The sequence below is a fragment of the Streptomyces sp. NPDC005805 genome, assembly GCF_040630445.1.
GTDB lineage: Bacteria > Actinomycetota > Actinomycetes > Streptomycetales > Streptomycetaceae > Streptomyces.
The window spans coordinates 88,452-109,852 of the sequence record NZ_JBEXXN010000022.1; the positions used below are offsets into that span (position 1 = coordinate 88,452).

The following is a 21,401-nucleotide window of genomic DNA, read 5'->3' on the forward strand; positions in this document are numbered from 1 at the left end:
GTTCCGGGCGGGGGCGCCGTCGTGTGTGCGGCGGGCGGTCGGTCAGCCGGTGTTGCGGAGGCCGGCGGCGACGCCGTTGACGGTGAGGAGCAGGGCCCGCGCGAGGAGCGGGTCCTGCTCCTCCCCGCGTTCGGCGGCGTCGCGCTGGCGCTTGAGCAGGGCGACCTGGAGGTAGGAGATGGGGTCGAGGTAGGCGTCCCGGATGCCGAAGGTCTGGGCGAGGACGGGGTTGGAGCCGAGGAGTTCGTCGTTGCCGGTGATGTTGAGGATCTCGGCGACGGTGCGGGCGTGTTCGGCCTCGATGGTGTCGAAGACGTGCTTGAGGTGGTCGGGTACGAGGGTGTCGACGTAGTGCCGGGCGATGCGCAGGTCGGTCTTGGCGAGGGTCATCTCGACGTTGGAGACGAAGTTCCGGAAGAAGTGCCAGTGCTCGTACATCTCGGCGAGGACGGTGTCGAGGCCGGCTTCGCGCAGGGCGCCGAGGCCGGCGCCGACGCCGAACCAGCCGGGGACGATCTGCCGGGACTGGGTCCAGCCGAAGACCCACGGGATGGCGCGGAGTCCGTCGAGGCCGGCGCCGGAGTCGGGCCGACGGGAGGGCCGGGAGCCGAGGTGGAGTTCGGCGAGCTGGTCGACGGGGGTGGCGGCGAAGAAGTAGGCGGGCAGGTCCGGGTCCTCGACGAGGCGCCGGTAGGCGTCGTGGGCGGCGTCGGAGACGGTGTCCATGGCCGCGTCCCAGCGGGCGAGGGCCTCGTCGGACTGGCGGGGCGCCGTGTGCAGGGCGGAGGCCTGGAGGGTGGCGGCGACGGTCAGTTCGAGGTTCTCGCGGGCGAGGGAGGGGATGAGGTACTTGTCGGAGATGACCTCGCCCTGCTCGGTGACCTTGATCTCGCCCTCCAGGGTGCCCCAGGGCTGGGCGAGGATCGCGTCGTGGGAGGGGCCGCCGCCGCGGCCGACGGTGCCGCCGCGGCCGTGGAAGAGGCGCAGGCGCACGCCGTGCCGGTGGGCGACGTCGCGGAGCCGGCGCTGGGCGCGGTGGATCTCCCACTGGCTGGTGGTGATGCCGCCGAACTTGGAGGAGTCGGAGTAGCCGAGCATGACCTCCTGGACGTCGCCGCGCAGGGAGACGAGGCGCCGGTAGGAGGGGTCGGCGAGCATGCCTTCGAGGATGACGTCGGCGGCCTTGAGCTCGTCGGTGGTCTCCAGCAGGGGGACGATGCCGATCTTGGCCCAGCCGGCGTGGAGGTCGATGAGTCCGGCCTCGCGGGCGAGGACGGCGGCGGCGAACACGTCGTCGGCGCCCTGGCACATGGAGATGATGTAGGACTCGATGACCTCGGGTCCGAAGCGTTCGAAGGCTTCCTTGACGGTGTGGAAGACGCCGAGGGTCTTCTCGCCGGCCGCGTCCAGCGGTGCGGGGGTGGGGGCGAGGGGGCGGCGGGAGCGGAGTTCCTTGGCGAGGAGCTTCTGCCGGTAATCGCGGGGCATGTCGGCGTAGCGCCAGGACTCCTCGCCGAGCCGGTCGAAGAGCTGGCCGAGGGCGTGGTGGTGGGCGTCGGCGTGTTCGCGGACGTCCATGGTGGCGAGCTGGAGGCCGAACGCGGACAGGGTGCGGATGACGCGGTCCATGCGGCCGTCGGCGAAGAGTCCGCCGCGGTGTTCGCGCAGGGAGGTCTGGATGACGGTGAGGTCCTCGATCAGCTCGGCGGTGCCGAGGTAGTCGCGGCCGTCCTCGTGGGGGGTGCCCTTGGCGAGGCGTTCGCGGGTGTTGAGGAGCTTCTGGCGGATGCAGGTGGCCTTGAGCCGGTAGGGCTCCTCGGCGTTGAGGCGCTTGTAGCGGGGGCTGATCTCCGGCAGGCGCTCCAGGTCGGTCTGGAGGGAGGCGAGGAGTTCCTCGGTGGCGCCGGCGTAGCGGATGGAGTTGGAGAGCAGTCCGCGCAGGTAGTCGATGACCTCGATGGCGTCGGTGATGCCGTGCTCGTGCTGGAGGATGAGCACGTCCCAGGTCACGGACGGGGTGACGTTGGGGTTGCCGTCGCGGTCGCCGCCGATCCAGGTGCCGAAGGTCAGCGGGCGGGTGCCGGGCGGGAGTTCGACGCCGACGCGTTCGAGTTCGGCGGCGAGGTCCTCCAGGACGTCGCCGACGGCTCCGGCGTGGAGTTCGTCGAGGTAGTAGATGGCGTTGCGGGCCTCGTCGGCGGGTTCGGGCCGTACGACGCGGAGTTCGTCGGTCTGCCAGATGAGGTCGATGTGCTCGGCGAGGCGGAGGTCGTGGCGGCGCCGGTCGGCGGCGATGCCGGGGTTCTCCAGGAGTTCGGCGATGCGGCGGAGCTTGTTGAGGACGGAGCGCCGGGCGGCCTCGGTGGGGTGCGCGGTGAAGACGGGGCGCACATTGAGGTTGGCGACGGTCTGGCGCAGGTGCTCGGGGTCGGCGTCCTTGAGCCGGTCGGCGGTGCGGGAGAGCAGTCCGCCCTCGGCGGTGCGGCGTTCGCGCAGTTCGCGTCCGCGGTGGACCTGCTCGGTCACGTTGGCCAGATGGAAGTAGGTGGAGAAGGCGCGGACGAGCTTGGCCGCGGTCTCCAGGTCGGTGGCGCCCAGCAGCTCGGCCGCGGCGTCGCCGTCCTCGCGCGTGAGGGCGCGGACGCGCTCGACGAGGTCGAGAAGTTCGTGCCCCTCCTGGCGGACCAGGGTCTCGCCGAGAAGATCGCCCAGTCGGCGGATGTCGGCGCGCAGCTCGGCGGAGGCGGTAGGGGTCTTGTCGGCACTGCTCACAGGTGCGGCTCCTTGCAGTGTTTGAGCACGTCTGGAGGGGTTCTGGAGGCTTGCGGACCGCGCTGTCCGACGTCCCCAAGGATAGGTGTCCATTTTCCCGGCGTTGTCCACAGGTCTCTTGCCGTGATGCTGAGCACTGCCATACTTACGTCGCCGTAGGTTACGGTCCCGTAGGCGCGGGATCGTCCGCGTGCCTGTGCGGGCCGCTGTCGCGGCCGCCCCGTCCCCCGTCTCCCCACCCCCAGGGAATCTTTATGACCACTGGTCCCGACCTGCTGGACGATGCCGCTTCGGCGCCGCCCGCCGCCGCTTCGTCCGCCACGCTCGGCGGGGACAGCAAGCGGTCGATCGAGCAGATCGCGCTGCTGCTGTTCATCACCGTGCCGTTCCTGGCCCTGCTCGCGGCGGTGCCGCTGGCGTGGGGCTGGGGAGTGAGCTGGCTGGATCTGGGGCTGATGGTGGCGATGTACTACATCGGCTGCCACGGCATCACGATCGGTTTCCACCGGTACTTCACACACGGTTCGTTCAAGGCGAAGCGGCCGCTGCGGATCGCGCTGGCGGTCATGGGGTCGCTGGCGGTGGAGGGCCCGCTGGTGCGCTGGGTGGCGGATCACCGCAAGCACCACAAGTTCTCGGACGCGGAGGGCGATCCGCATTCGCCGTGGCGGTTCGGGGAGACGGTCCCGGCGCTGATGAAGGGCCTGTGGTGGGCGCACATCGGCTGGATGTTCGACGAGGAGCAGACGCCGCAGCAGAAGTACGCGCCCGATCTGATCAAGGACCCGGCGCTGCGCCGGATCTCGCGGCAGTTCGTGCTGTGGACGATCGTGTCGCTGGCGATCCCGCCGCTGGTGGGCGGGCTGGTGACGATGTCCTGGTGGGGCGCGTTCACGGCGTTCTTCTGGGGTTCGCTGGTGCGGGTCGCGCTGCTGCACCATGTGACGTGGTCGATCAACTCGATCTGCCACGCGGTCGGGAAGCGTCCGTTCAAGTCGCGGGACCGGTCGGGGAACGTGTGGTGGCTGGCGGTGCTGTCGTGCGGTGAGTCGTGGCACAACCTGCACCACGCGGATCCGACGAGTGCGCGGCACGGGGTGCTGCGCGGGCAGATCGACTCCAGTGCGCGGCTGATCCGCTGGTTCGAGAAGGCGGGCTGGGCGTACGACGTGCGGTGGCCGCAGCAGGACCGGCTGGACGCCCGGCGTGCGGACGCCCCGGACAAGAGCCGTGCCGCCGAAGCGGCATGATGGACGTCGTGGCGAGTGACGGCAGCAGTGCGGACAAGACCAGGTCCACCGGCAGGCGGGCCCGCCGGGTGCGGATGACGGGCGCCGAGCGCCGGGAGCAGTTGCTCGACATCGGGCGGACCCTGTTCGCGGAACGGGGGTTCGAGGGCACGTCGGTGGAGGAGATCGCGGCGAAGGCCGGGGTGTCGAAGCCGGTGGTGTACGAGCACTTCGGCGGCAAGGAGGGGCTGTACGCGGTCGTCGTGGACCGGGAGATGCGCCAGTTGCTGGACATGGTGACGAGCGCGCTGACGGCGGGGCATCCGCGGGAGCTGCTGGAGCAGGCGGCGTTCGCGCTGCTGGACTACATCGAGACGTACACGGACGGGTTCCGCATCCTGGTGCGGGACTCCCCGGTGGCGCAGTCGACGGGTACGTTCGCGTCGCTGATCAGTGACATCGCCACGCAGGTCGAGGACATCCTGGGGATGGAGTTCAAGAACCGGGGCTTCGATCCGAAGCTGGCGCCGCTGTACGCGCAGGCGCTGGTGGGGATGGTGGCGCTGACGGGCCAGTGGTGGCTGGACGCGCGGCGGCCGAAGAAGGCCGAGGTGGCGGCGCATCTGGTGAATCTGGCCTGGCACGGGCTGGACGGTCTGGAGCAGAGGCCGCGGCTGATAGGCCACCGCAAGAACTGAGAGCCGGTAGCCGGTGGCTGAGCGGTGCGTGTGACGGCGCCCCGCCGCGGGATCTCCCGCGGCGGGGCGCCGTCGTCGTGTCCCGGGGCGCCGGCGGTCCACCGGTCCCGGCCCGGTCAGGGGGCCGGGACCGGGGTGCGGCCGGCGGGTCAGGAGACCTTGCGCGCCACGGCGAAGATGCGGCGGAACGGGAACACGGTGCCGTGCGGGCCGGGCGGGTAGGCGGCGCGCAGCAGGTCCCGGTACTCGCCGAGGAACGCCTCGGTGGCCTCGGGGTCGTCGGCGAGTTCGGTGAGGACGGGGCGCAGGGCGGTGCCTTTGACCCAGTCGAGGACGGGGTCCTCGCCGCCGAGGAGTTGGTAGTAGACGGTCTCCCAGGCGTCGGCGTCGCAGCCGAGGTCGGCGAGGCGGACGAGGTAGTCGGCGGGTTCCAGGATGTGGATGTAGCGGCGGCCGTGGGTGCCGAGGCGGTCGCGCCAGCGGGGGGTGTCGCAGAGTTCGCCGAGGAGGGCGTGGCTGGGCGAGGTGAAGTTGCCGGGGACCTGGAAGGCGAGGGTGCCGCCGGGGGTGAGGCCGTCGATCCAGGCGGCGAAGGACTCGGGGTGGTTGGGGACCCATTGCAGGGCGGCGTTGGAGACGATCAGGTCGTAGGGCTCGTCGGGGGTCCAGTGGGCGGCGTCGGCGGGGCGGAAGTCGAGCCAGCCGCCGCCCGCGGTGGCGCCGGCGTGGTCCTTCTCGGCCTGGGCGAGCATGTCCCGGGAGAGGTCGAAGCCGGTGATACGGGCGTCGGGCCAGCGGTCGGCGAGCAGGGCGGTGACGTTGCCGGGGCCGCAGCCGAGGTCGGCGATACGGGGCGGACGGCTGCCGTTGGGCAGCACGGGTATGCGGGCCAGCATGTCGAGGAAGGGACGGGTTCGGTGTCCGGAGTGGCGCAGGTACTGCTGTGGGTCCCAGACGGGCGCGGAATACATGGTCGATCCCCCTTGCAGGAACGGTGAGCCGAAGCGGAACGGAGCTCCGGCGCGACCCTGCCCAATAGTCCCAGAAAATATATCTCGACATCAAGAGACTTCACGTCGAGGGAACCACTACACTGATCGACATGGAGGACGAGGTCGATCGACTGGTCGCAGCATGGCGCCGTGAGCGCCCCGACCTCGATGTGGAACCGCTGGAGGTGCTCAGCCGCATCTCCCGGCTCGCCCGGCATCTCGACCGCGCCCGGCGGCTCGCGTTCGCCGAGCACCAGCTGGAGCCGTGGGAGTTCGACGTGCTGACCTCGCTGCGGCGGGCCGGCGCGCCGTATCAGCTCTCCCCCGGGCAGCTGCTCACCCAGACCCTGGTCACCTCGGGCACGATGACCAACCGGATCGACCGGCTGGCCAAGAAGAACCTGGTCGAGCGGCTGCCGGACCCCAGTGACCGCCGCGGGGTGCTGGTGCGGCTGACCCCCGAGGGGCGCGACCGCGCCGACCAGGCACTGGCCGGGCTGCTGGACCAGGAGCGGGCGATCCTCTCCGAGCTGTCCCGGGCGCAGCGCGCCGAGCTGGCCGCGCTGCTACGCCAGTTGACCGCCCCGTTCGACAACCTCCCCTGACAGCTCGGCCGTGAGATCGGCCGGACCGACGCCCGCCCGGCGGGCCAGGGCAACGGCGGCCAGGGTGGAGTGCACCCCGAGCTTGCCGAGCACGTTCTGCATATGCGTCCGGACGGTGTGCGGTGACAGGAAGAGGCGCTCGGCGACCGCCTTGCGCCCCAGGCCCGCGACCATGCACCGCAGGACCTCCTGCTCGCGCGGGGTCAGCGACTCGACCAGCTGCTCGCTCTCGGTGCGGTGCTTGCGGGCCGCGGTGAGTTCGCGCAGGACGCCGGTGAGCAGGGCGGGCGCCAGATGGGTCTCGTCCCGCAGCACCCCCCGGATCACCGCGAGGAGCCGCTGCAGCGAGCAGTCCTTGGCGATCCAGCCCGAGGCGCCGGCCTGGAGGGCGAGGGCCGCGCGGGCCGCGTCGTCCTTCTCGGCGAGGACCACCGAACGGACCGGGACGCGGTGCGCCCGCACCCCCGCGACCAGCGAGATCCCGTCCACCACGCCCTCCTCGCCGCCGCGCGCGACGGCGACCGCGCGGGGCGCGGGCACGGCGGGCATGCCGAGGTCCGCGTCGACGAGCATCACGTCGAAGCGGCGGCCCTCCGCGACCGCCCGTTCCAGGCAGCGCAGCGCGGCCGGGCCGCTGCCGGCGGCCGCGACCTCCACGTCGGGCTCGGCGGCGAGCGCCGCGGCCAGCGACTCGGCGAAGATTCGGTGGTCGTCCACGACCAGGACCCGGATTCGAACCACATGCACCCCCAGTGCCGGGGAGACGGATCTGCGCGGGCGCGGCGCCCGGGACGTCGGTGCAGCAGCGGAGCCGGCCGCCGCCGTGCTCCGATGGATACCCCGCCCCTGGACGCCGTACCCGGCGGTCTCGCCCCCTGAACAACACCGGCCCCCACCGGCGTTGCCCTCAGAGTACGGACGACGGGGCCCGGTGGAAGGGCTTTTGCAGAACTGATCGCCCTCGGTGGTGCGGGTGTGACGCACAGGCACGGCAGCGACGCACGGGCCGGGTCCGTCGCGGGCCAGGCGGCGGAAGCGGACCCGCCCCGCCTCAGGACACCCGGTGCGCGCCCGCCGACGGGACCGCCGTGAAGACCCGGGGCGCGGTGAGCGACCGCTCCTCGAACGCGCCGAGGACCTTCCCGGCCACCGCCGGGGAGGCCGCCGACTCGGTGAGCACGATCGCCGAGCCCCCGAACCCGCCGCCGGTCATCCGGGCGCCCAGCGCCCCGGCCGCCAGTGCCGAGTCCACGACCAGGTCCAGTTCCGGGCAGGAGACCCGGAAGTCGTCGCGCAGCGAGGCGTGCCCCTCGGTCAGCACGGGCCCGATGGCCCGGAAGTCCCCGGCCTCCGCGTGCGCGACGACCCGCTCCACCCGGTGGTTCTCGGTGACGACATGGCGCACCAGGGCGCGCACCTCCGCGTCGTCGATCCGCGCCAGGGCGTCCGCGAGGCCCTCGTGGGAGACGTCGCGCAGGGCGCCGACCCCGAGGGCGGCCGCGCCCGCCTCGCAGCCGGCCCGGCGGCGGCCGTACGCGCCCTCGCTGTGCGCGTGCCTGACCCGGGTGTCCACGACGAGGAGTTCCAGGCCGTGCGCGGCGAGGTCGAAGGGGATCTGCCGCCGGGACAGGTCGCGGGTGTCCAGGTGCAGGGCGTGGCCCTCGGTGCAGCTGGCGGAGGCGGTCTGGTCCATGATCCCGGTGGGTGCGCCCACGTAGGCGTTCTCGGCGCGCCGGCAGAGGCGGGCCAGCGGGCCCCGTTCCAGGCCGAGTCCGTAGAGGTCGTTGAGGGCGAGGGCGGTGACGACCTCCAGGGCGGCGGAGGAGGAGAGGCCCGCGCCGGTGGGGACGGTGGAGGTGTAGCGCACCTCCAGTCCGCCGACCCGGTGGCCCGCCTCGGCCAGGGCCCAGACCACGCCCGCCGGGTAGTCGGTCCAGGCGCCGGTGCGGCGGCCGGGTGCGAGGTCGGCGACCCGGAGTTCGACCGGGTCGCCGGGGGCGTCGGCGGAGTGGAGCCGCAGCACGCCGTCGTCGCGGCGCGCGGCCGTCGCCACGGTGGTGTGCGGCAGCGCGAAGGGCATCACGAAGCCGTCGTTGTAGTCGGTGTGTTCACCGATCAGGTTCACCCTGCCGGGTGCTGCCCACACACCGTCCGTCATGACGCGTCTTCCCTCCTGCGGGCGAATGCCCAGGCGTCGGAAACGATGCCGGCCAGGTCGGCGCGGCTCGGTCGCCAGCCCAGGCGGTCCTGGGCGACGGCGCTCGCGGCGACGAGCACCGCGGGGTCGCCGGGGCGGCGCCCGGCGAGGACCTCGGGCACCGGGTGGCCGGTGACCTTGCGGACGGTCTCGACGACCTCGCGGACCGAGAAGCCGTTGCCGTTGCCGAGGTTGCAGATCAGGTGCTCGCCGGCGGTGGCCGCGTCCAGGGCGAGCAGATGGGCGTCGGCGAGGTCGGCGACATGGATGTAGTCGCGGACGCAGGTGCCGTCGGGGGTCGGGTAGTCGTCGCCGTAGACGGAGATGTGCTCGCGGCGGCCCAGGGCGACCTGGAGGACGAGCGGGATCAGGTGCGACTCGGGGTCGTGGCGCTCGCCGAGGTCGCCGTAGGCGCCGGCGACGTTGAAGTAGCGCAGGGAGACGGCGGCCAGCCCGTGGGCGGCGGCCTCGGCGCCGATCATGTGGTCGACGGCGAGCTTGGTGGCGCCGTAGGGGCTGGTGGGGGCGGTGGGGTCGGTCTCGGTGATCGGGGTGGAGACCGGCTCGCCGTAGGTGGCCGCGGTGGAGGAGAAGACGAGGGTGCGCACCCCGGCCTCGCGCATGGCGCCGAGCAGGGCCATGGTGCCGCCGACGTTGTTCCCCCAGTACGCCTCGGGCCGGGCGACGGACTCGCCGACCTGGGAGAACGCGGCGAAGTGGAGGACGCCGTCGTAGGAGCCGTCCAGATGGCGGGCGGCGTCCTGGATGCGGCCCTCGACGAAGCGGGCGCCGGCGGGGACGCCCTCGCGGAAGCCGGTGGACAGGTCGTCGAGGACGACGACCTCGTGGCCGGCCTCCAGCAGATGCTGGGCCACCACACTGCCGACGTATCCCGCTCCGCCGGTGACCAGGTACTTCTTGCTCACTTGGCTCGCAACCTCTCGCAGTCGCTCGGCCGCCTTCTCCGGCGGCACGTCGTTGATGAACACGCTCATACCGGACTCGGAACCCGCGAGGAACTTCAGCTTGCCGGAAGTGCGGCGGACGGTGAAAAGCTCGAGATGGAGGGCGAAGTCGTCCCGCCCCTCGCCGGTGAACGGCGCCTGGTGCCAGGCGGCGACATAGGGCGTGGGCGGTTCCCCGGGGCCGAAGATCCGGTCGAAGCGCCTCAAGAGTTCCAGGTAGAGCTGTGGGAACTCTGTGCGCGCGGCCTCGTCCAGCGCCCGCAGGTCGGGCACCCGCCGCTTCGGGTAGAGGTGCACCTCGTAGGGCCAGTGGGCGGCGTAGGGGACGAAGGCGGTCCAGTGCTCGCCCTCGGCGACGACCCGGACGCCGTCGGCGCGTTCGCGCTCCACCACGTCGTCGAAGAGGTTGCGGCCGGTCCCGGCGCGGTGGGCGGCGGCGGAGCGGAGCATCAGCGCGGTGCGCGGGGTGGTGAAGGGATAGCCGTAGATCTGGCCGTGCGGGTGCTGGAGGGTGACGCCGATCTCGTCGCCCCGGTTCTCGAAGCAGAAGACCTGCTCGACGGCGGGGTCCTGGGCGAGGGCGGCGGTGCGGTCGGTCCAGGCGTCCAGGACGAGCCGGGCCTGCTCCTCGGTGAGGTCGGCGAAGGACGCCTTGTGGTCGGAGGTGAAGCAGACGACCTCGCAGCGGCCCGAGTCGCCGGCCAGGGAGGGGAAGCGGTTCTCGAAGACGGCGACGTCGTAGTCCCCGGCGGGGATCTCGGTGAGCCGGCCGTCGCGGGAGGGGCAGAGGGGGCACTCGTCGGCGGGCGGGTGGTAGGTGCGGCCCTGGCGGTGGGAGGCGACGGCGACGCTGTCGCCGAGCAGCGGGTCGCGGCGGATCTCGGCGGTGGTGGAGACCGGGCCGAGGGGGCGGGTGTCGGCCGCGTCGCGGACGGTGTCGTCCCGCAGGTCGTAGTAGAGCAGCTCCCGCCCGTCGGCGAGCCGGGTCGACGTCTTCCTCACTCGGCGCCCCTCCACCCTTCCTTCTAACACAACTAAACATAAATAATCACACCCGAACATGACCGTCAAGGGCGATGCGCGCCCCACCCACGCACCCAGCGCAGGCAGCGCAGGCAGCGCACGCAGCAGATCACGGTCTTCGTCGCCGCCAACCTCGGCGCGACGGAGATCCTGGGCATGGCGGCCACCGGCGCGCAGTACGGCGTGGCCGTCGTGCACTGGTACTGGATCGGTGCTCGGCGATCTACAACGAGGTGCTCCAGTTCTTCGTGATCATCGCCGCGCTGCTGCCGCTGACCTTCCTCGGTCTGAAGCGGGTCGGCGGCTGGGACGGGCTGACCGGCGCGCTCACCGAGAGCCGCGGCGAGAACTTCCTCAGTGCCTGGGGCGGCACCGGCATCGGCGATGCAAACCCGCTCGGCGCCAACTGGCTGACCATCGTCCTCGGCCTCGCTGGTCGCCGCCTTCCCGAAGATGTTCATCGTCTTCCTGGTGATGATCCCGGGCCTCGTGGCCGCCGTGATCGTGCCGAAGATCGGCACCGCGGGCTCCGACCTCACCTACAACGACGCGATCCCGCTGCTGATGCAGGAGTTGCTGCCCAACGGCGTCCTCGGCATCGCCGTCACCGGACTGCTCGCCGCGTTCATGGCCGGTATGGCCGCCAATGTGTCGTCGTTCAACACCGTCTTCACGTACGACATATGGGCGCGCTATGTGAAGAAGGACCGGGAGGACACCTACTATCTGCGCTTCGGCCGGCTGATCACGGCGATCGGGGTGGTGTGCTCCATCGGCACCGCCTTCCTCGCCTCCAGTTTCGGCAACATCATGGGCTACCTCCAGACCCTGTTCTCCTTCTTCAACGTGCCGATGTTCGTCGTCTTCATCATCGGCACGTTCTGGAAGCGGGCCTCCATGAAGTCCGGCGTGTGGGGGCTGCTGGCGGGCACCACGGCCGCGATGGTCAACTACTTCGTCATCTACCAGCAGGGCGTCATCGACATCCCGTCCGAGCAGGGCGCCAACTTCGTCTCCGCGATCGTGGGCTTCGTGGCCGGCGCGGTCGTGATGGTCGCCGTCACCCTGTTCACCGCCCCCAAGCCGGAGGCCGAACTCGCCGGCTCGTCTACGGCACCCGCTCCCCGGGCATGGACGAGGCGCCGGACGAGGGCGACGACGCCTGGTACCGCAGCCCGGCCCTGCTGGGCTGGGGCGCGATCGCGCTCGCCGCCCTGTGCTACGTCCCCTACTCCTTCTGATCCGATCGGAGGCCGACAACCATGTCCGAACTGCACCGCGAAGTCTCCGAGTTGGAGCGCAAGTCCGCGACCGCGGCCCGTCTCTTCGACATCCGCCGCATCATCGGCGGCCTGTTCACCCTCTACGGCGTGATCGTCACCGCGGCCGGGATATTCGCGTCCGACGCCGATCTGGAGAAGGCCGAGGGCGTCAACATCAACCTGTGGACGGGCCTCGGGATGCTCGCCCTCGGGCTGTTCTTCCTCGCCTGGCTGTGGCTGCGGCCCACCGCGCCGCCCCCGCCGCCGGCCCCCGAGGACTGACCACCGCTGCTCCGGCCCGGCCCGGTCCGTCCCCGTTCAACGGGACGGGCCGGGTCCGGGCGGCGCGGAGGACCCGTACCCCACCCGGTCCAGCAGCCCGGTCCGGGCCGCCAGGGCGGCGGCCTCCAGCCGGGAGCCGACCCCCAGCTTCATCAGCACCCGCTGCACATGGGTGCGCGCCGTGCTGGACGCGATGCCCATACCGGCCGCGATCAGCCGGGTGTCCTCCCCCTCGGCGACCCGGACCAGCACCTCGACCTCGCGCGGGGTGAGCATCGCCAGCAGCCGCTGCCCCTCGTCGTCCGGCTGCGCCGCCGGGTTCAGCAGCTCGGCGAACGCGCCCTGGAGCAGGGCCGGCGCGACCACCGCCTCCCCCGCCCGGGCCTTCACCAGCGCCCGTTCCACACCCTCGATGCGCTCGTCGTGCCGGACGTAGCCCGAGGCGCCGGCCGCGAACGCGGCCGCGATCCCGCGCGGGTTCGGCACCGGCCCGAGGACCACCACCGCCACCTGCGGACGCTCCCGCTTGATCCGCACCACCGGGTCGAAGGCCCCCGGGGCGGCGGGCGCCTGGGTGCCCAGCAGGCACACCTCCGGCGCCCGGGCGACCACCAGTTCGGCGGCCCCCGCGGCGGGCGCGGCGGCGGCCAGCACCCGGTGCCCGCGCAGTTTCAGCGCCGAGGCGAGCGCCTCGGCGAGCAGTCTGTGGTCGTCGACCACGATGAGCCGCACGCCCATCGACCAACCCTCCCCGTCGGAGCAGGCCCCCCGGCCTCCTGACCCGGCAAGCTACACGCTCCGGCGGGTGCGCGGGCCCGGAACCCGCAGATGGCCACGGGCCCGGACCCCACCGGTGCGGTGGGGTCCGGGCCCGTGGGGGACGCCGGTGGCGGGGCGGTCAGTCCGCGACCGTGAACGCGATCGCCAGGTACTTCTTGCCGAAGGAGGAGTCGCTCTCGCGGGGCTTGCCCAGCAGCTGCTGCGAGATGAAGAGCCGGCCCGCGTGGTAGCGGTACTCGGAACCGTTCTCGGTGAAGCTGGTCTCCGCGTCGCGGACCGAGCGGTCCGCGGGGTTGTCCAGCAGCAGCGTCTCCTTGAAGGTGGCGCCGTCGATCGAGACCACCTGGCCGCCCTTGTTGTACGGCGGCCACTTGTAGACGATCAGGTTGCCGCCGTCCATGCGCAGGGGCAGGGAGTGGTAGCCGTCGCCCGCGTCGGCGCGGTCGGCGGTGGCCTTGCCGGTCTTGAGGTCGAAGGAGACGATCTCGTTGGTCCGGCCGGGGGCGTCGCCCGCGTTCTCGTGCTCGGCGGTGGGCAGGTAGAGCTTGCCGTTGCCGACGAGGACGAACTGGCAGCCCTCCACGCCGTCGCTGGAGGAGCAGCGGGCCAGGTAGTCGTCACCGGAGGCGGCGATCTTGGCGAGCAGCTTGCCGGACTTGGCGTCGATGGAGAAGAAGTCCGAGATGCCGAAGGTGCCGGTGTCGCCGACGTCGGCCGCGACGACCAGCGGGTCGCTGGAGACGACCCGGGCGTCCTCCACGCCCTCGGGCATCGCGTACGTGGACAGCGGGGTGCCGTTCTCCGGGTTCACCGGCTGGACGACCGCCTTGCGGCTGCCGTAGTCGCCGCAGCTGCGGACGGCGACGAGGGCCTTGCCGCCGCCGTAGCCCAGGTCGCGGCACTGCTCGGCGTCGACGGTGGGCTTCCAGCGGATGGCGCCCGTGTTCAGGTCGAAGGCGCCGCCGCCGTAGATGCCGCCCACGGCCACGGTGGTGCCGCTGATGGTGACCTCGTCGAACGGGACCTTGTCGTCACCGCGGGTGGCGCCGGTGATGGACTTGCTCCACTTGAGCTCACCGGTGTCGAGGTTGATGACCCCGACCTCGGTGCACTGCACGAAGTTCTTCTTCTCGGTGCGCTTCTCGGCCTCGAAGACGATGGCGGTGAGGTTGTCCGCGGTCTGGTGGCGGGAGGCCGCGCACATCTGGCCGGGCAGCTTGGTCGTCCACAGGACGCTGCCCTTGCCGGCGTCGTAGGCGACGACCGAATTGGCGCCCGGCTTCACGAACGCCTTGTCCGTGACCCAGGAACCGGGCACCCCCATCAGGTCCTTGCGGGCCGGCTCGGGGAGCTGGTAGGCGACCTTGGCCGAGGTGTTGGCGCCCGGCTTCTCCTTGCCGGGGCCGTCGGGCGCGGGCTTGGCGTCGGGGCCCTCGCCGCCGCCGGAGGCGCCGCCCGAGCTGTTCTTGGCCTCTTCCTTCTTGCCGTCGCCGTCACCGCCGGCGTTGGCGTAGACGACACCGCCCACGACGATGAGCACGATCGCCGCGGCCGCCGCGATGATGATCTTCATCTGGGCGCTCAGCCCGCCCCGGCCGCCACCGCCGCCCTGCGGCTGCAGGGGCTGCGTCGGGTAGGTGTACGGCGGCTGGCCCGGGGCGCCGCCCTGCTGGGGGTAACCGTAGGGCTGGGTCGGCGCGCCGTGCTGCGGATAGCCGTACGGCTGCTGGGCCGGGGGCTGTCCGGCCGGGGCGCCGGGCGGGGGCGTCTGCGGCGGCGTCTGCGGGTAGCCGTACGCGCCTGCGCCCTGCGGCGGGGTGGCCGGGCCCGGGTAGCCGTAGGAACCGGCGCCCTGGGGCGGCTGGTTCGCGGGCTGCTCCGGCGGCGGGGTGGGCGAGCCGAAGCCGCCCGGGGCCGGTGCGGCGGGCGGCTGCGCGGGCGCGGCCGGGGGCTGGGCGTCGGGCTGCTTGGCGAGCGGGTCCGGCGAGCCGGCCGGGGGCTGCCGCGGGGGCTCCGGCGGCTGGTTGGGGGGCGGGCCGGGCGGCTGGTTCGGCGGGGGCGGCGGCGACTGGTTCATCGGGGTGGGTACCTCGTACGGGGAGAAGGAGCGGGGCGGGGACGGGAGGAAAGCCTGCGGGCCGGGGGCCCGGACCGGGAACCGGGACCGGCTCGGGGCGCTGCCCCGGTCCGGTCCCGGTGAGGGTCACTCGCCGAAGGCCATCATGGTCTTGGTCTCCAGCTCCTCCTTGTCGTTGCTCGCGCTCACCCGCCCGCTGGCGATGAAGAACCGGCCGTCGGCGTAGGCCATCTTCGGCGAGTAGAAGGAGCTCTCGATCTGCGAGGTCGAGGCGGGGTTCTGGAGCAGCGTCTTCGGGGCCCCGCCGGAGGACGGGATGGTGGCGACGGTGCCGCCGGCGTCGTACCGGGCGCCCATGTAGACCAGCACCTCGCCGCCCTCCATGCGCAGCGGCGTCATCTGGCGCTCGGCCGGGGCCTTGGAGCGCCACTTGGCCTTGCCGGAGTCGAGGCTGAAGGCGACGACCTCGTTGGCGGAGCCGTAGCCGGTCTCGGTCGCCATGTAGAAGTTCCTGGCGTCGGCGGCGACACCGGTGCAGCCCTGGAGGTTCTGGCCCCAGACCACGAAGGAACCACCGCAGCGGGGCGCGTACTTGTCCTTGCCGCCGTCGATGGTGGCACGGGGCTTGCCCTTGTCCGTCAGGGAGATGATGGACCACTTCTTCGGCTCGTTCTGGGTGATCGAGACGACCAGCGGGCTCTGCGAGTAGACCTTGTCGATCTCCCAGCCCACCGGGGTGCTGTACGTCCACTTGGGCTTGCCCGAGGCCGGGTCGATCTCCTGGAGCTGCTGCTTGGGCTTCTTGTAGTCGCTGGTCTTGCAGCTCGCGGCGGCGATGAGCTTCTCGCCGCCGGCGAAGGCGCCGGGCTTGCAGTCGCCGGACGGGGTGCCGAAGAGCTGCTTGCCGTCGGTGAGGGAGAAGCCCCAGGAGTTGCTGCCGCCGCCGACCGCGAGGGTGTTGCCGCTGATGGCGAGGGTGTAGTCGGCGAGGGAGGAGAACGGTCCGCCGTCGGGCTTGGGGATGGACTTCTTCCACCCGGCCTTGCCTGCCCTGAGGTCGACCATCTGGAGGTCGTTGCACTTGGCCTTGTCGCTCAGGCCGTCCTCGACACCGAAGACGATCTTGCCGTCGGGGGAGGCGTTGACCGGCGCGGAGCACACCTTGGTGTCGACCGGCACGCTCCACTTCTTGCTGCCGTCGGTCACCGAGTAGCCCGCGATCTCGCGGTACATGGCCTTGACGACGGTGTCCCCGACGGTCCACAGGCCGTGCACATCGGAGCCGTTGCGGGGCAGGTCGACGTCGTTCCTGGTGAGGAACAGGACCTTGGACTCGCCGTCCTTGCGGCCCGCGTTGAGGTCCTCGGCGCCGCCGCCCCCGGAGTCGCCGTCCCCCTTGCCGTCGCCCTGGTCGACGGTGGCCGAACCGGTCGGCTTCGGGGCCTCGCTGGACTTGCTGACGGTGGGCTTGTCGTCGCCGTCACCGCTGAGGGCGACGTACGTGCCGCCGCCGATCAGGAGCAGGCCCGCGGCCGAAGCGGCCACGATGACGCCGGTCTTCCCCTTGAAGAAGCCGCCACCGCCGCCGGACGGCGGGGTCGGCGCGCCCGGGTACTGGGGCTGCGTCGGGTAGCCGTAGGGGCCGGGCTGCTGCCCGTAGGGGCCCGGCTGCTGGCCGTACGGACCGGGCTGCTGCGCGCCGTACGGTCCCGGCTGCTGGGCGTAGGGGCCGGGCTGGCCCTGCTGCGGGTAGCCGTAGCCCTGCGGCGCGGGGGCCGCACCCTGCGGGTAGCCGTAGCCGGGCTGCGGCGGGGTGCCCGGAGGCGGTCCGGGCGGGGCCGGCGGCATCTGGGGCGGCTGGGCGGGCGGCTGCGGCGGCTGCGCGGGCGGCTGTGAGCCGCCCTGCGGGTCCTGGGGGGCCCCGAAGCCCGGCTGCGGCGGCTGTGTCATGGCGTACTTCTCCTCCGGTCTGCTGCTTCCGGCGCCCCCGTACGGCTCACGCCCCGGGCGCTGCCCGGAAGGTCCCCCACCCCCGTCTGCACCGGCTCGCGGGCGCGGGCGTACGCCCCCGTCCGGAAGGAGTTGATCGGACTTCTCCGTCGCTTGTGTTCCGTCGCTTCTTGTTCGCGCCGTTCACGTTCGCGCCCGACCGAGGCCGGGCGCGTTTCTTTGTATCACCCGCGACGCAGAACGAGCGGGTTCGGTTCTCCCCTGTTCCCAAGGGAGGACCCGCCGTGATGCTGTTGTTATGCGCTTTCCACGGCTTCTTTACCGATGCCTTCCGGCCACGGCGCGCGGGGTGGTCCTGGCCACCGGCACCGCGCTCGGCGCCGCGACCACCCCGGTCCCGGCCCGCGCGGCAGCTGCCGCCTCCAGGAGGGACCAGCCGTCGATCTCCTCCGTCAGGCGCGCCCGGGGCCGCCACCCGCGGGCCGACGCCGCGTCGAGCAGGGCCCGAACGGCCCCGGGCTCGTGCAGGTTCAGGGAGGCGCCCCGGACGTGGCCCACGTCTCCGGAGCCCAGCGGGGCCCCGCCCGGGACGAACCGGCCGGGGCCCTTGGTGAAGACGATGCGCAGTGCGCCGCCCGGGGCGGCGGACCGGGGGTACAGGGTCAGGGTCTCGCGGCAGGTGCGGCTGCCGCCGACCACGGTGTGGCTGTGGCGGAGTGTCCACAGGTACGTGTGGGCGCCGACGACCAGCCGCCGTGCCCTTCTCTGTTTGCGGGGCATGGCGCCGAGGCTACGCGGTCCCGGTCCACGGAGGAGTTCGCCACGGAGAGGAGCGCCGCACCCTAGGCGTCCTCGGCCAGTTCCAGCCAGCGCATTTCCAACTCCTCGCGTTCGTCCGCGAGTTCACGCAACTGCGCGTCCAGTTTCGCGACCTTCTCGAAGTCCGTGGCGTTTTCGGCGATGTGCGCGTGGAGGGTGGTCTCCTTGTCGGAGACCTTGTCGAGCTGGCGCTCGATGCGCTGGAGTTCCTTCTTCGCCGCCCGGGAGTCGGCCGCGGACTTCTCCTTGCCGGCCGGCTTTCCGCCCGCGGGTGCGGCCGGCGCCGGAGCCGGCGCGGCCGTCTCCGTCATCCGCGCACGGCGCTCCAGGTACTCGTCGATGCCGCGCGGCAGCATGCGCAGGGTGCCGTCGCCGAGGAGGGCGAAGGTCCGGTCGGTGGTGCGCTCCAGGAAGAACCGGTCGTGCGAGATGACGACCATCGAGCCGGGCCAGCCGTCGAGGAGGTCCTCCAGCTGCGTCAGGGTCTCGATGTCGAGGTCGTTGGTGGGCTCGTCGAGGAAGAGGACGTTCGGCTCGTCCATCAGCAGCCGCAGCAGCTGGAGGCGGCGGCGCTCACCGCCGGACAGGTCCCCGACCGGGGTCCACTGCTTCTCCTTGCCGAAGCCGAACTGCTCGCAGAGCTGCCCGGCGGTCATCTCCCGGCCCTTGCCGAGGTCCACCCGGTCGCGGATCTGCTGCACGGCCTCCAGCACCCGCAGGGTCGCGGGCAGTTCGGTGACGTCCTGGGAGAGGTACGCGAGCCGCACGGTCCGGCCGACGACGACCCGCCCGGCGACGGGCTGCGCCTCGCCCTGGGTGCCGGCGGCGTCCGCGAGGGTGCGCAGCAGGGAGGTCTTGCCGGCGCCGTTGACGCCCACCAGGCCGATGCGGTCGCCGGGGCCGAGCTGCCAGGTGAGGTGCTTCAGCAGCACCTTGGGCCCGGCCTGGACGGTGACGTCCTCCAGGTCGAACACCGTCTTCCCGAGCCGGGCCGAGGCGAACTTCATCAGCTCGGAGGTGTCCCGGGGCGGGGGCACGTCGGCGATCAGCTCGTTCGCCGCCTCGATGCGGTAGCGGGGCTTGGAGGTGCGCGCGGGCGCGCCGCGGCGCAGCCAGGCCAGCTCCTTGCGCATCAGGTTCTGACGCTTGGCCTCCTCGGTGGCGGCGATCCGCTCCCGCTCGGCGCGGGCGAAGACGTAGTCGCTGTAGCCGCCCTCGTACTCGTAGACGTCGCCGCGCTGCACGTCCCACATCCGGGTGCAGACCTGGTCCAGGAACCAGCGGTCGTGGGTGACGCAGACGAGGGCGGAGCGGCGGGCCCGGAGGTGGCCCGCGAGCCAGGCGATGCCCTCGACGTCGAGGTGGTTGGTGGGCTCGTCGAGGACGATCAGGTCCTGCTCCTCGATGAGCAGCTTGGCCAGCGCGATACGGCGGCGCTCGCCGCCGGAGAGCGGGCCGATGACCGTGTCCAGCCCCTGCGGGAAGCCGGCCAGCTCCAGCCCGCCGAACAGCCCGGTGAGCACGTCCCGGATCTTGGCGTCCCCGGCCCACTCGTGGTCGGCCATGTCGCCGATGACCTCGTGCCGGACGGTGGCGGCGGGGTCGAGGGAGTCGTGCTGGGTGAGCACGCCGAGCCGCAGCCCGCCGCTCTGGGTGACCCGGCCGGTGTCCGGGTCCTCCAGCTTGGCGAGCATCCGGACGAGGGTGGTCTTGCCGTCGCCGTTCCGTCCGACGACGCCGATGCGGTCGCCTTCGGACACGCCGAGGGACACGCCGTCCAGCAGGGCACGGGTGCCGTACACCTTGGTGACTGCCTCGACATTGACCAGGTTGACGGCCATTTCTCTCCTGCCAGGGGTAACGATCGACCTCCCAGCCTAGTCCCCGCGCGGGGTGCGCCCGGCCGGGGCGGTCGCCGTCCCGGCCGGGGCGGGTCAGGGCGGTTTCGCCGCCCGGCGGGGGCGGGTCAGGGCGCCGGGGTGGGCTTCCGGCCGGTCGTCGCGGCGCCGGTGCGCGCCCCGCGGCCCGCGCGGGCGACCAGGAGCCAGCCGCCGAGGGTCATGGCGACGGCGACCGGGGCGGTGACCGGGACCGCGATCAGGGTCGCGCTGTGGCCCTCCAGCAGGCCGCCGAAACCGACCATCGACAGGCCGAGGACGCCGAACAGGCTGAGCGCGATCCCGGTGGCGGCGACCGGACCGGTCCCGGGCGGCGGCGGTCCGGCGGACACGGCCGACGCCGCGGACGGGCGCTCGAAGCGGCGGAAGACCGCGACGAGCAGGCCCGTCAGCACCGCCACGGCCGCGATCCGCGGCGGCGTCTGCGCCCACCACGCCCCGCCCGCCGGCTCCGGCAGTGTCACCCCGGCGGCGAGCAGCGCCCCGTACACGGCGAGCATCGCGGTCAGGTGCCACAGGAACGCGGTCATCGCGACGCCGTTCGCCGCGACGACGGCCCGCCAGACCCGGGCCCGGCGCACCAGGCGGCCGCCCGGGCCACGCAGCAGCTCCACCGCGCCGACCAGCCACAGCCCGTGGCAGAGCAGGGCCAGCGTCGGCGGGGCCATGTTGGAGACCTTCTCGCCGGGCATCCCGACCATCGACAGCGGGTACGGCCCGAGGGCGACGAGGGCGACGGCCCCGGCCAGCCCGGCGGCGGCGAGCACCACCGGCCGGGTGAGCATGCCGTCGGCGCGCAGGAAGCCGAGCTGGTGGACGGCGAGCCAGACGAAGGCGAAGTTCAGGAACTCCAGGTACGGAACCCCCGCGCCGAACCGCAGCAGGTCCACCAGGGCCGCCGCCCCGGCGAGCGCGCCGAACGCGCCCCAGCCCCACCGCTCGTGCAGCCGCAGCAGCGGCGGGGTGAACGCGACCATGACCAGGTAGATCCCGATGAACCACAGCGGCTGGGTCACCAGCCGCAGCGCGACCCCGGTCAACCCGCCTCCGCCGCCCAGCAGTTGCACGGCCAGCGCCAGGGCGCCCCAGACCAGGACGAAGACCGTGGTGGGCCCCAGCAGCCGCTGGAGCCGGCCGCGCAGGAAGGCGGCGTACACGGAGCGCTCGGGGTGGCGGCGGCTCAGGGAGCGGTAGGAGAGGGCGTGCGAGAAGCCGCCGACGAAGAAGAAGACCGGCATCACCTGGAGGAGCCAGGTCAGGACCTGGAGCTCCGGTACCACGGCGAGGAGGTTGCCCACCGACGCGCCCCCGCCGTCGCCGGTGGTGACGGCGGCCATCAGCCAGTGCCCGCCGACGACGGTCGCGAGGGAGGCGACGCGCAGCAGGTCGACGTAGCGGTCGCGGGTGTCGGGCGTGCTCTCGGCGAGGGCGCGCACGGAGGTGGTCGTCGTCATGCGCCCCACGCTGCCGGGCCGCGGCGGGGCGCGGCAGCGCGCGGATACTCAGATCGCGGTGAGTACCCACCGGGCGGGGCGGGTTGGGCCCTCCGGCCCCTCTGGCCGGACCCGGTCCGGCCCGGGGCGGGTCAGCCCGTGACCACCGTGGCGCCCGGTGCCGGCGCGACGGCCGGCCGCGCGGACCGGCAGGTGCCCGAGGCGTCGAGGGCGGCGGCGACCGAACGGGCCGACTCCGCGTCCTTCACCAGGAATGCCGTCGTCGGGCCGGAGCCCGAGACGAGCGCGGCCAGCGCGCCCGCCGCCGTGCCCGCCGCCAGGGTGTCCGCGAGCGAGGGGCGCAGGGACAGCGCGGCGGGCTGGAGGTCGTTGGCGAGGGCGTCCGCGAGGGCGGCGGT

At 72.7% G+C, this 21,401-nt stretch carries 15 protein-coding genes and 3 pseudogenes; 5 read left to right on the forward strand and 13 right to left on the reverse strand.

The genetic code is table 11. The features are described from left to right. Window positions 1–42: 42 nt before the first annotated feature. Window positions 43–2,772 (reverse strand): phosphoenolpyruvate carboxylase, encoded by a 2,730-nt coding sequence (ppc, locus tag ABZ457_RS15265; protein WP_359157953.1) that lies wholly within the window; start codon window positions 2,770–2,772, stop codon window positions 43–45. Window positions 2,773–3,026: 254 nt separating this feature from the next. Between ppc and ABZ457_RS15270 the strand changes: the two genes are divergently transcribed. Together ABZ457_RS15270 and ABZ457_RS15275 are read left to right on the forward strand one after the other, a co-directional pair. Next, window positions 3,027–4,022 (forward strand): fatty acid desaturase, encoded by a 996-nt coding sequence (locus ABZ457_RS15270; RefSeq protein WP_359157955.1) that lies wholly within the window; start codon window positions 3,027–3,029, stop codon window positions 4,020–4,022. After that, window positions 4,022–4,699: a TetR/AcrR family transcriptional regulator gene (locus ABZ457_RS15275; protein WP_359157985.1), complete on the forward strand. Its 678-nt coding sequence runs from the start codon at window positions 4,022–4,024 to the stop codon at window positions 4,697–4,699. Before ABZ457_RS15270 ends, ABZ457_RS15275 begins: the two co-directional genes overlap by 1 nt. A gap of 149 nt (window positions 4,700–4,848) precedes the next feature. Here ABZ457_RS15275 and ABZ457_RS15280 read toward each other — a convergent pair whose 3' ends face one another. Next, complete coding sequence (locus tag ABZ457_RS15280) at window positions 4,849–5,670, reverse strand: trans-aconitate 2-methyltransferase (RefSeq protein WP_359157958.1); 822 nt, start codon at window positions 5,668–5,670, stop codon at window positions 4,849–4,851. Window positions 5,671–5,801: 131 nt separating this feature from the next. Between ABZ457_RS15280 and ABZ457_RS15285 the strand changes: the two genes are divergently transcribed. Next, on the forward strand, window positions 5,802–6,296 hold the full coding sequence (locus ABZ457_RS15285) for a MarR family transcriptional regulator (RefSeq protein ID WP_359157960.1): 495 nt from the start codon (window positions 5,802–5,804) through the stop codon (window positions 6,294–6,296). Here ABZ457_RS15285 and ABZ457_RS15290 read toward each other — a convergent pair. The 4 genes and pseudogenes from ABZ457_RS15290 to galT form a co-directional block, all read right to left on the reverse strand. Continuing rightward, complete coding sequence (locus ABZ457_RS15290) at window positions 6,258–7,037, reverse strand: response regulator transcription factor (RefSeq protein ID WP_359157962.1); 780 nt, start codon at window positions 7,035–7,037, stop codon at window positions 6,258–6,260. The genes ABZ457_RS15285 and ABZ457_RS15290 overlap by 39 nt on opposite strands. Window positions 7,038–7,347: 310 nt before the next feature. Next, a complete protein-coding gene (gene galK / locus ABZ457_RS15295) occupies window positions 7,348–8,454 on the reverse strand; it encodes a galactokinase (RefSeq protein WP_359157965.1) in 1,107 nt (368 codons plus the stop codon). Next, window positions 8,451–9,419 (reverse strand): UDP-glucose 4-epimerase GalE, encoded by a 969-nt coding sequence (gene galE / locus ABZ457_RS15300; RefSeq protein ID WP_359157986.1) that lies wholly within the window; start codon window positions 9,417–9,419, stop codon window positions 8,451–8,453. Before galE ends, galK begins: the two co-directional genes overlap by 4 nt. Then, a pseudogene (galT, locus tag ABZ457_RS15305) lies at window positions 9,420–10,460 on the reverse strand (galactose-1-phosphate uridylyltransferase); the annotation flags it as partial. 138 nt (window positions 10,461–10,598) lie between these two features. Here galT and ABZ457_RS15310 point away from each other — a divergent pair. Continuing rightward, window positions 10,599–11,722: pseudogene (locus ABZ457_RS15310) on the forward strand (Na+/galactose cotransporter); the annotation flags it as partial. Between the two features lie 21 nt (window positions 11,723–11,743). Next, window positions 11,744–12,025 (forward strand): hypothetical protein, encoded by a 282-nt coding sequence (locus ABZ457_RS15315; protein ID WP_359157967.1) that lies wholly within the window; start codon window positions 11,744–11,746, stop codon window positions 12,023–12,025. A gap of 36 nt (window positions 12,026–12,061) precedes the next feature. On the opposite strand, the gene ABZ457_RS15320 is transcribed toward ABZ457_RS15315, so the two are convergent. From ABZ457_RS15320 to ABZ457_RS15350, 7 genes and pseudogenes are all read right to left on the reverse strand, one after another. Next, window positions 12,062–12,763: a LuxR C-terminal-related transcriptional regulator gene (locus ABZ457_RS15320; RefSeq protein WP_359157969.1), complete on the reverse strand. Its 702-nt coding sequence runs from the start codon at window positions 12,761–12,763 to the stop codon at window positions 12,062–12,064. Window positions 12,764–12,923: 160 nt separating this feature from the next. Further along, the gene (locus tag ABZ457_RS15325; RefSeq protein ID WP_359157971.1) at window positions 12,924–14,882 is read right to left on the reverse strand and encodes a PQQ-binding-like beta-propeller repeat protein; all 1,959 of its coding nucleotides are present in this window, start codon (window positions 14,880–14,882) and stop codon (window positions 12,924–12,926) included. A 126-nt stretch (window positions 14,883–15,008) separates the two neighbouring features. Beyond that, window positions 15,009–16,832 carry a hypothetical protein gene (locus tag ABZ457_RS15330; protein WP_359157972.1) on the reverse strand — a complete coding sequence of 608 codons (1,824 nt, stop codon included), beginning with the start codon at window positions 16,830–16,832 and terminating at the stop codon, window positions 15,009–15,011. Between the two features lie 318 nt (window positions 16,833–17,150). Further along, the gene (locus tag ABZ457_RS15335) at window positions 17,151–17,612 is read right to left on the reverse strand and encodes a hypothetical protein (protein ID WP_359157973.1); all 462 of its coding nucleotides are present in this window, start codon (window positions 17,610–17,612) and stop codon (window positions 17,151–17,153) included. 62 nt (window positions 17,613–17,674) lie between these two features. Then, window positions 17,675–19,492 (reverse strand): ABC-F family ATP-binding cassette domain-containing protein, encoded by a 1,818-nt coding sequence (locus ABZ457_RS15340; RefSeq protein ID WP_359157974.1) that lies wholly within the window; start codon window positions 19,490–19,492, stop codon window positions 17,675–17,677. A 125-nt stretch (window positions 19,493–19,617) separates the two neighbouring features. Further along, a complete protein-coding gene (locus ABZ457_RS15345) occupies window positions 19,618–21,003 on the reverse strand; it encodes an acyltransferase (RefSeq protein ID WP_359157975.1) in 1,386 nt (461 codons plus the stop codon). Between the two features lie 131 nt (window positions 21,004–21,134). Beyond that, window positions 21,135–21,401 (reverse strand): annotated as a pseudogene (locus ABZ457_RS15350) (4-(cytidine 5'-diphospho)-2-C-methyl-D-erythritol kinase); the annotation flags it as partial.

Bases quoted from the DNA above. Each gene is read 5' to 3' on its own strand.
- ABZ457_RS15270 (WP_359157955.1), top strand. From the start codon at position 3,027: ATGACCACTGGTCCCGACCTGCTGGACGATGCCGCTTCGGCGCCGCCC.
- ABZ457_RS15275 (WP_359157985.1), top strand. From the start codon at position 4,022: ATGGACGTCGTGGCGAGTGACGGCAGCAGTGCGGACAAGACCAGGTCC.
- ABZ457_RS15280 (WP_359157958.1), bottom strand. From the start codon at position 5,670: ATGTATTCCGCGCCCGTCTGGGACCCACAGCAGTACCTGCGCCACTCC.
- ABZ457_RS15285 (WP_359157960.1), top strand. From the start codon at position 5,802: ATGGAGGACGAGGTCGATCGACTGGTCGCAGCATGGCGCCGTGAGCGC.
- galK (WP_359157965.1), bottom strand. From the start codon at position 8,454: ATGACGGACGGTGTGTGGGCAGCACCCGGCAGGGTGAACCTGATCGGT.
- ABZ457_RS15315 (WP_359157967.1), top strand. From the start codon at position 11,744: ATGTCCGAACTGCACCGCGAAGTCTCCGAGTTGGAGCGCAAGTCCGCG.
- ABZ457_RS15320 (WP_359157969.1), bottom strand. From the start codon at position 12,763: ATGGGCGTGCGGCTCATCGTGGTCGACGACCACAGACTGCTCGCCGAG.
- ABZ457_RS15325 (WP_359157971.1), bottom strand. From the start codon at position 14,882: ATGAACCAGTCGCCGCCGCCCCCGCCGAACCAGCCGCCCGGCCCGCCC.
- ABZ457_RS15330 (WP_359157972.1), bottom strand. From the start codon at position 16,832: ATGACACAGCCGCCGCAGCCGGGCTTCGGGGCCCCCCAGGACCCGCAG.
- ABZ457_RS15335 (WP_359157973.1), bottom strand. From the start codon at position 17,612: ATGCCCCGCAAACAGAGAAGGGCACGGCGGCTGGTCGTCGGCGCCCAC.
- ABZ457_RS15340 (WP_359157974.1), bottom strand. From the start codon at position 19,492: ATGGCCGTCAACCTGGTCAATGTCGAGGCAGTCACCAAGGTGTACGGC.
- ABZ457_RS15345 (WP_359157975.1), bottom strand. From the start codon at position 21,003: ATGACGACGACCACCTCCGTGCGCGCCCTCGCCGAGAGCACGCCCGAC.